This is a genomic window from Bdellovibrionota bacterium, from assembly GCA_040386775.1.
Taxonomy (GTDB): Bacteria; Bdellovibrionota; Bdellovibrionia; order Bdellovibrionales; family JAEYZS01; genus JAEYZS01.
In genome coordinates this window covers 122,316-129,466 of sequence record JAZKEU010000015.1, presented here as the reverse complement: position 1 = coordinate 129,466, position 7,151 = coordinate 122,316, and the positions used below count along the sequence as shown (strand labels likewise).

5 protein-coding genes are annotated in these 7,151 nt (G+C 38.0%); all 5 read right to left on the bottom strand.

Going from position 1 to position 7,151, the window contains the following annotated elements:
• Positions 1 to 985: cyclic nucleotide-binding domain-containing protein (locus tag V4596_09420; protein ID MES2769354.1), on the bottom strand; the 985-nt coding region annotated here is incomplete at its 3' end.
• Positions 985 to 2,448, bottom strand: coding sequence for a pyruvate kinase (gene pyk / locus V4596_09415; GenBank protein MES2769353.1), 1,464 nt, complete (start codon positions 2,446 to 2,448; stop codon positions 985 to 987). The genes pyk and V4596_09420, both read right to left, overlap by 1 nt.
• A 66-nt stretch (positions 2,449 to 2,514) precedes the next feature.
• Entirely contained in the window at positions 2,515 to 4,173 is a 1,659-nt protein-coding gene (locus V4596_09410) for a hypothetical protein (protein ID MES2769352.1), read from the bottom strand.
• A 123-nt stretch (positions 4,174 to 4,296) separates the two neighbouring features.
• A complete protein-coding gene (locus V4596_09405) occupies positions 4,297 to 4,788 on the bottom strand; it encodes a hypothetical protein (GenBank protein ID MES2769351.1) in 492 nt (163 codons plus the stop codon).
• Positions 4,789 to 4,796: 8 nt separating this feature from the next.
• Positions 4,797 to 7,151: hypothetical protein (locus tag V4596_09400; GenBank protein ID MES2769350.1), on the bottom strand; the 2,355-nt coding region annotated here is incomplete at its 5' end.

Here is a 7,151-nt window from a genome sequence, read left to right as displayed (position 1 = left end):
TGGATCGATCGTACTTATCTATAATGTAGATGAGCTCCCAGAAAGGAAATATGCGATCTAGCATTTTGAAATCATAACTGATAGCTACGCCATCTTTTTCTGAGGATTTTTCACCAACAAGCTTTTTATCAATGACTGAGGCATAATCGTTCAATGAAACTACATATCCGAGGTCTTTCATTGATTCGTTTTGAATGGCATTGAGGCTTACCTTTACCTGCCCCTTGTCGTCTGGCGTTTGTTTACGGCCATAGAACAACAAAGCTTTAAGAATAGGAAGATCTTTTTCTTCAACCAAGATTCTTTTCGACTCTTCCTTAAATAACCAATCGTTATAAAATTCCACAAACGACATAATAAAATCATGCTTTAGAATTGTGATCTTCTTTTTGCCTTCACCTAAATCCTCAACCGTCATCACACCGATACTTTGGAGGATTTGCTGCATTTTTTCCATCTTTGTCGTTGGCTCTTGAAAGACCTGGATCGTGTAATTACGAAGGAGAGTCGTTGGAACGACTAAACCCTTATCGTCTTTTTCACCGTATCTTTCTGTCACCAAGCCGATGATCGCGCAAAGTTTAGTGATCGTATGAGGCGGAAAAGTTTTACTGTCCGCACCTTGAGCTTTTTCTAATATTTTAATCTTCTTATTGGCTTCCCTTAGATGCTCATTTATGGTTTTTACCATGGACTTTAACCATTCGGGCATCGCTTTAAAATGAGCTTCTAAGTTCGCAAAAGGTAAGGCAATAATTTCGGATTCGGCCATCGCTCGAGCATTTGCACTTCTTGGTTTTTGGTCAAAGAAAGCCATCTCTCCAAACATTTGCCCTGGGCCCATATTCGCAAGCTCTACTTCAGAATCGCCTTTGGTTTTAGTAATCGCGATACGTCCTTTTTTAACAACATACATTGAATCAGAAGCATCACCTTCTCTAAATAATAACTGACCTTTTTCAAGCTTCTTTGATACATCTGCCATTACTTAAACCTCAATGGTAAATCTTCGATTGGCTTTAAATTATTACCCTGAACTGTATGCACTCTAAGAGAGTTTGTCGTTCCTCTTTCTGGAACAGGAATACCTAGTGTTAAAATAATTTTGTCGCCAGGCTCAACCAGATTAAAACTCAAAAGAATGGCTTCAATCTGCTGGAGCGCGCCCTCTGAACTTTCATAAGGATCTACAGTTAGCGTTTGGATTCCCCAAATGAGCTCTAATTTATTCAAAACATCTACGACATGGGTTGCTGCAAAGATCTGCGCTTTCGGCCTAAAGGAAGCTATTAGACGCGCGGTCTTTCCTGATGTTGTAAGACATATAATCGCTTTTGCATTGAGTTTTAGTGCAGTTAAACACGCACTCGCAGCAATTGCTTCGGCCACACTTAAGAATTCTGCATTCACATTTAAATTATAATAATGCTGGATTGTTCTTTCAACCTCCACGATCACTTCGTGCATCGTTTGCACACAGCGAACAGGATACTTTCCACTCGCAGTTTCTGCAGATAGCATCAAAGCATCTGAGCCATCTAGAACTGCATTAGAAACATCTGTCACCTCAGCTCTTGTTGGCCTTGGATTTTTTGTCATACTTTCAAGCATTTGTGTCGCAGTAATTACAGGCTTTCCTAAACTATTGGATAGCTGGATAATACTTTTTTGGGTTTGTGCCAGCTGAGTTTGCCCCACCTCAACGGCCAAGTCCCCTCTAGCAACCATGACAGCATCACTCTTATGAATGATTTGCTCAAGCCGAGTTAAAGCCTCAAGCATTTCAATTTTTGCAACGATTCTAGCTTTCGAATTTCTTTCTTCTAAAATTTTTCTTAATTTTACAATATCGTCTTCGTGACGAACAAAACTCAAAGCGATGTAATCCACTTCGTTTTTAATTCCAAATTCCAGATCCTTAAAATCTTTTTCAGTCATACACTCGATATCGAGTTGAGCACCAGGAATGTTTACACCTTTTCTTTCTTTAAGCTCGCCTCCAAAAATAATCTTACAATGAATGTCTTTTCCTTTTACAGAGACAATGACCATTTCAATCAAACCATCATCCAAAAGGACTTTCATCCCTGGTTTAGCAAATTCGTGAAGTTTTTTATAGTCGATAGAAATTCTTTTTTCATCACCAAGAACTTCTTCCGTTGTCAGCGTGATCTCTTTGCCATCTTCTAGATTTAAAATAGGTTCTTTCAATTTCCCCACTCTGATCTTTGGACCTTGTAAATCCTGAAGGATTGTTACCGGAGCATTGAGTTTTTTTGATAGTGCTCGGATATGAGTGAATACCTTGAAGTGTTCTTCATGGCTAGAATGAGAAAAATTCAGCCTAAAGACGTTAACGCCTGCACGGATGAGATTTTCAATCATCTGCGGTGTATTTGAAGCTGGGCCTAATGTTGATACTATCTTAACGCGTCGATCAGCGAGCATTTTGTTTACTTTCTATGGTGTGTATTTTCAGTCTTATCTGGCTTACAGTACTTGCTGGGGCAAGTACTACCTTTTTAAAACTGTCGCCATCCTAATTTTTTCTTCATCGTGTTTAATTTCCATCTGAGAGATATTTCTTTCGAATTTTTCTTTCAATTGGTCTTCGCGAGACTTCGCTGAAACTTTATCACTTTCCATTTGGAATCTGTGAGTTTTCTCCATTTCATCCATACGGCGTGCGTTATTATCGGTCAGTCTCTTCTTTTCCATTTTATGTTCGTCTTTCATAAGACCGATTTCTTTTTCGTATCTCATGACCAGCTGATTTATCTTCTCTGTACCCTTGGCATCTGTTTCTCTAATGCGGCCTTCAAGCTTTGAAACCACTTCGTTTCTTTCTTTAAGCATGGCCATTCTTTGAGTTGTCATGTCATCCTTATGAATACGATCTTTTTCATTTAGAAGTTCCTTATAGTACCCTTCCATATCATTCTTTTCTTTATTCATAAGATAGGTCATCTTATCTTGGCGAATCATCGACTTTTGTTTGTCCTCTTTATTTTCGATTTCCAAGGTCTTCACTTGATTATTAATAGACTCATCATACTTGAGCTCCATCTCACCAATGCGACCCTTATAGTATTTCCCTTGGCGATCTAGAGTCTCAGCATTTCTATTGGTGATGTCCTTGATCTCCGTTGAGGTTCTTGCATTGGCAGCATCGTAAACTTGTGATCTTTGAAACTCAGCTTTTTCCAAAGCTTCTTTTGTCGCATTCAAGTACTCTTTCTTTTCTTCTCGGTGAACAGTTGTGGTCTTGAATCTTTCATTGTCATTATTGGTATTCAATTCACGAATTCGACGCTCAAGAGTTCCCACTTGCTCTCTATTTCTCTCTTCAGCAATGACCTTCATATTTTCTAGCTCTACAGAACGACCTGTGCTGGATTCATTGTTGTATCTAGAGTACTTTTCTCTCAATTCATCAAGATTTTTTCCGTATTGATCACGCATATTTTCTTGATGCAAATTTTGAGTTTTTCTTTCTTGAGTGATCAAGCTTAACTTGTCAGCCCCCATTTCTTCTCGATCAACCATGTTTTGAACTTTCAAACCTTTAATCTCAGCATTTTTTTGTTCACGAGTATTTTGAAGCTGGCTTGTTAAATCATTGATCTTTGAGTCTTGCGTATCTTTCACGATATTCGAATCTTTTGTATATCTTGATTCCAATTTTTCTCTTTGATTTTCTAAAGCATCAGATTGATCTTCTCTCATATCATCCACTGCTCTAGTGAAATTTTCTTCTTTCTTTTTTGTGTCATTTTCATAATTTGTAGAAAGTGAATTCAATTTTGATTCATGAACTTGCTCAGTTTTATTCAACTCACCCTTGTGATTATCTTGAATTTGCCTAACTTGGCGGTCATAGTTTTGCGCTGAATTTTTTGTGGCTTGTGTGTGCGTATTTTTAATTTTATCAATCTGACTTTGATATTTTTTATCTTTTTCTGAAAGTTGATCTTGCCCACGGGTTCTTACAGACTCCAATTGCTGTTCATGATTTTTTTGAAGTTCACGAACTTTCTCACCATGCACTTTCTGAAGCTTATTCACTTCAGCTGCATGCTTTTTCTTTAACTCAGCTTCTTGCTTTTTCGCTTGCTCGCGCGTGCGACTTGCATTTTCTGATTTTCTGTCTTTATCAACAGATGACGTAGCCATAGCCCTTCTCTCCTATAGAAAGATTAACAAAGATTAATCTTTCCATCTATAGAATATCATTGGAGAAGGGTTCACTCATCAATGCTTTGAAAATAGGCTAGAATTTCAGTCTAAAAATAGACCTTAGTTGAGCCTTGGTTTGTAGGAATGAAATACACCGTCATCATCAACCAGAAGGATTGTAGATCTCTCAAAGAGTTCGTTGATATATCTTTTGCGCGCCAAATCGTACTGTTTTTCTCTAACGGCATCCAACATGTTTTTCATCTGGCCACCAGCTAGAGTTTGGTCCTTAAACTCCTCTTTAAAGATCTTCTCAATGTCCTTAGGATCGATATTTCTTGTTTTAAGGGATTCAAAAAGACTAAAAAGTTCGGTTTCGGTAGTTTGAAGTTTTTCTGCCTCAATTTGAATTACTTTTTTCTGAATAAAAGCTTTTAAATCTAGCTTCTTTTTTTCTTCATCATTTTTATTTTCTTCAGTGACAAAATCAAGAGCCTTGACGTCGTAGCCATTCACCACTGCGTAGACATCTGTCTTTCTTTTTTCACAAGTTGAAAGAATTAATCCTGAGAAAACCAATAATCCTGCGACAGCTGCTGCGATGTATTTCATAAGACCTACTAATTCAGTCGAACCGACATTGGTTTTGATGACTGATTCCATTTTAGGAATTCTTTTGAATAGTAGTCAAACATAGTCTTGGCTTGGAGCGCACTATTTGAGTTATTGAGATAAGGCTCAATTTTACTCAAGTTCTTTACTGTCTTTAAATAAAGGTAAGGCTTAATTTTTGTGCTAGCAACACTCTCGTCCGCTCTATAGAAAGACGTTTCCTCGTTCCAGAGCTTTTGATTCATAAAATAATAACTTTCAACACTCGCTACCAGTGCGGCTTCGCTGCCCCACTGCTGATAAACTCTAATCAAAGCATTAATAACTGCCAGCTGTACCTCTAATGATCTTTCTGACTTCTTAACTTGCTTTGCCTCCAAGTCGTATTCAGACCAAAAACCGCCATCCTTGTCCTGCAATCGTGTCACCATAAAATTTGACATAGCAAACATCATCATCTTCAGCAGTCTTCTTCCTTTGATAATAGCTTCCATGTTTTCTTTAACGGTTTTTTGTGGAGGGTTGATCACCGAAGCATGTGTTTGCTCAATACCGTCAGTTGCCTTCAAAAATTCGTCTACTGCCACCATAAAATATGCGAGGTCTTCTGTTTTAACAACTGATGAAGGGCCCGTAGACAACAAGTCCACCACGGCAGCCTGAATGATCTGCTGTGTGGGATCCATAGGCTTTGATGGATCCTTATGGCTTGGATCAGGGATTCCATTTTTAGCCCATCCTTCAATTTCTCCACCCATCATATTGAATAATTTCAGCGAAGAATTTTCTTTTTGTAAGCCGCGAATTGGAGTCGTCATAGTTGCAACGGCCAAATTCACTAAGGCACTCTTTGGAAAAATACTTATATCACTGTAAGTTTCCTTGCCCATTCCTGCATCAAAATCATTTGGCCCTCTCCAGTCATTAAAATATTGAAGCATAAAGGCCGCTCCACGAATGATTTCCGATTGAGCACGAATAGAAGAATGCCTTGATCCTTCTCCTGGAGCAAAGACTCCGTTCATCTTTAACTGATCTGGAATTGCGAACAACGTTTCAATATAACCTTCAGAGCCGATACAATCCTCTCTACGATCTACAAAATCATCAGGACTTGGCTTTTCCTTACGAGCAATTGCTCCTTCATATTTTTCTTTTTTAATTTTCTGAGCTTCTACTTTCTTAGAGCTACATTCATATTTATAAACATCGAGCTCACTAAGATGCTCATTTCTGTCTTGAGAAATTTTTTTATGAAGCGAAGGCCTCAGTTCATGGTCCATTGTTCTAAAACCAATCATCGAAAGCATTTTGTTAATTTGAGAGAACACCTCACGGTAGTACTCTTTGCTGTTCAGAGCTTTTTTCTCAAATTCAGGAAGCCCTAAAAGTCGGCGATATTGAGCTGCCAAACTTGCACCCAAAACCTCAGCGCCAGTTTCAAAATCTATAGAATTAGTTCTTTTTGTGCTGAATTGATTTTCCGAATCTACAAATAATTGTACTTTTGAGTTTTCTATTCCATGGATTGGGCCTGTGCTGAATAGCAGATTTTCCATAACCGGTCCGGCCATTTTATCAAAAAACTGTTTGAATTTATCATTTGATTCTGTAGCTGTTGCAATGTCCTCAAGATTTTTTATAGTTTTATCTGCTACTACAGTCTCAATCATCGATCCCCAATTGCGGATTTGAATATCAAGCTCTGTAAGCAAGTATGCATTAATAGATTTGTCCAAATTGATTTGAATACCGTCTAAACATACTGCTTTAATTTCAGAAACGAATTTTTTCCCTGGAGTACTCATAATGTCTGTCAATGGAACATTAAACTCATTTTCGGAATAAATACTCAATATATCAGACTTAATTTCCTCATTCGAATAACGAGAAAAAATATTGAACAAACTTGTGCTTTCTTGTTTAAACTTTGCCTTTTGGCTCTGATCAAACTGCATCCAAGTTATCAATTTTTTGTAAACATCAGGATGACAACTGACATTCAACTTATCCACAAACATTGATTTAGTTACCCAACCCAAATAAAATTCTGTATCTGTAGCCGTAAGCTCATATCTACCCGCTAACCACAAAAGCATTTTATCTGAAAAATCATTAAGCGAGTTATACAGCATTAAATTTGCAGGCTTAATATACTTTTCTCTTTGATGGAGATTCAGATCTAGCCAAATGCTCGCAATGACTTGGACCAATCTTGGAGTATGATCTAAACCTGAAGAATGTTTCTTCTCAATAAGATCTGCATACTGCTTGGCTTTTACTAAGCTCCCGGCCAAAGTATCTACTGCTTCTTTAGGGATGAAACTTAACCCCCTCCCGACCTCCCCCTCCACGAAGGGGAG